Source organism: Moorena sp. SIO2C4, from assembly GCF_010672485.1.
Lineage (GTDB): Bacteria > Cyanobacteriota > Cyanobacteriia > Cyanobacteriales > Coleofasciculaceae > Moorena > Moorena producens.
In genome coordinates this window covers 1-2,299 of sequence record NZ_JAAHGN010001141.1, presented here as the reverse complement: position 1 = coordinate 2,299, position 2,299 = coordinate 1, and the positions used below count along the sequence as shown (strand labels likewise).

Below are 2,299 nucleotides of genomic sequence, written 5' to 3'. Positions count from 1 at the left end.
CCTAGAAAACCACGAAGCACCAGTAGTTTCTCTTCTTACCTATGCCGATGTAGGGGGTGTGGATGAACCGGATGGCAAAACCGGTGTGGCTCACTTCTTAGAACATTTAGCATTTAAAGGTACCACCCGGATTGGTACTACCAACTATGAGGCAGAAAAAAGTCTGCTGGACAAGTTGGACGAGTTGAAGAAACAAATTAAAGAGTATCAAGCCACTGGCAATGAAGCAGAGGTGGCTAAGTTAAAGGAAGAGTTTGCCCAAGTCGAAGCTGAGGCAGCTAAGTATGTCAAGCAAAACGAGTTGGGTCAGATTATTGAGCAATCAGGAGGCGTGGGCTTGAATGCGGCAACGTCTACGGATTATACGGTGTACTTCTACAGCTTGCCATCAAACAAATTAGAGCTGTGGATGTCCTTAGAGTCGGAACGCTTCCTTGAGCCGGTATTTCGCGAATTTTATAAGGAACAAGAGGTAATCCTGGAAGAACGTCGTCTGCGCACTGATAACTCTCCGATCGGTCAAATGATTGAAGCGTTCTTGGATACTGCCTATACCAAGCACCCTTATCGGCGTCCGGTGATTGGCTACAACAAAGACATTCGCAATCTTACTCGCCAAGATGTCCAGGAGTTTTTTGACACTTACTATAGTCCGAATAACTTAACTGTAGCTATTGCGGGAGATGTGGATCCAAAGCAGGTGAAACGGCTAGCTAAAGTCTACTTTGGACGCTACAACCATCAAAGGGAAATTCCTAAAGTCACTACAGTAGAACCACCACAGTCCGAAACCAAGGAAGTTACCTTGAAATTACCCTCCCAACCCTGGTACTTGGAAGGATACCATCGACCAGGGATTACCCATCCTGACCATGTGGTTTATGAAATTATGGGCAATTTGCTCAGTGATGGTCGCACCTCTCGCCTATATAAGTCTCTGGTAGAAGGGAAACAAGTAGCCCTCTCGGCGGCAGGGTTTAGTGGCTTTCCTGGTGATAAATATCCTAATTTAATGTTGTTCTATGCCCTAACTGCACCAGGACACACGGTGGAAGAGGTGGCAAGTGCATTGTCAGAAGACATTGAAAAGCTCAAAACTGAACTAGTTTCACCCCAAGAATTGGAACGGGTAAAAACTCAGGCAAGGGCTAGCCTATTGCGATCGCTTGATTCCAATATGGGTATGGCCAGAAATTTGGCAACCTATGAGGTCAAAACGGGTGATTGGCGTAACTTGTTTAAGGAAATAGAAGATATAGAGGCAGTGAGTGCAGCAGACATTCAGCGGGTGGCTCAGGCAACCTTTAGACCAGAAAACCGTACGATTGGACGCATTTTACCAAGTCAGTAGCTGAACGGTTCAAGGTTGTCGGTCAGAATGCAGAATGTAGAATGCAGAATGTAGAATTCCAAATTCGCGCATTAGACATTCTACATTCTTAATTCAAAAATGTTGTTCGCCAAAGGCGAACAACTGGTTAACCTTCAACCTTCAACTGATTAACCTTCAACCTTCAACTGGTTAACCTTCAACCTTCAACTGGTTAACCTTGGCCAAAAGGCCACGCGATCGGTTTCAACCTGGTAACTTTCAACCTTCAACCTTCTAACCTTCAACTATTGATCCAATTAGCAATGACCAATCTAAAATCGAAAAGCCAAAATCCCAAATACCTGAGATGGATCGGGCTACTGGTAGTGACAATCCTAGTGGTAGTGCTTGTGTCTCGTCTACCAGCAATAGCTGATACCCCACGCCATTACGATGAATTAGACTTTGACCCTTTACCACCAATTCAGCTACCGGACTACACTCGCTATCAGTTAGATAATGGGATGGTGGTCTATCTGATCGAAGACCATCAACTGCCTTTGGTAAGTGGTACCGCAATAATTCGCACGGGCGATCGCCTTGAGCCTGCTGAAAAAATTGGCTTAGCCACTATGGCGGGAGTTGTGATGCGTACTGGGGGTACCACTGAACACTCAGGCAATGAGTTAAATGTGCTCTTAGAAGAAAAGGCAGCTTCGGTGGAAACTAGTATTGACACTAGTTCTGGCAGGGCGAGTTTTAGTGCTTTGAGCGAAGATTTGGACTTGGTCTTTGATTTGTTTGCTGAAGTTATTCAAAAGCCTGCCTTTGCTCAAGCTAAGCTCGCCCTAGCTAAACAGCAACTAGCAGGATCAGATAAAGCTTCATGAATGACCTGTTTTTGATCAGAATCGTATTTCCAGCGCTTGAGAAATTCTTGGTAGTTGCCAACTCCAGTAAGGGCGCTTTGCCTTAACTGTTGGGCAA

The 2,299-nt window shown here is 45.2% G+C and carries 2 protein-coding genes and 1 pseudogene; 2 read left to right on the top strand and 1 reads right to left on the bottom strand.

The window, feature by feature from the left end; translation table 11 throughout:
• Both F6K20_RS34735 and F6K20_RS34730 read left to right on the top strand, forming a co-directional pair.
• Positions 1-1,351, top strand: a 1,351-nt coding sequence (locus F6K20_RS34735; RefSeq protein ID WP_287297834.1) for a M16 family metallopeptidase, incomplete at its 5' end; no start/stop codon positions are given.
• A gap of 284 nt (positions 1,352-1,635) precedes the next feature.
• A pseudogene (locus F6K20_RS34730) lies at positions 1,636-2,184 on the top strand (M16 family metallopeptidase); the annotation flags it as partial.
• Here the strand turns inward: F6K20_RS34730 and F6K20_RS41010 are convergent.
• The coding region (locus F6K20_RS41010; RefSeq protein WP_502708915.1) for a sll1618 family protein at positions 2,145-2,299 on the bottom strand (155 nt) is incomplete at its 5' end. The pseudogene F6K20_RS34730 and the gene F6K20_RS41010 sit on opposite strands and share 40 nt — an antisense overlap.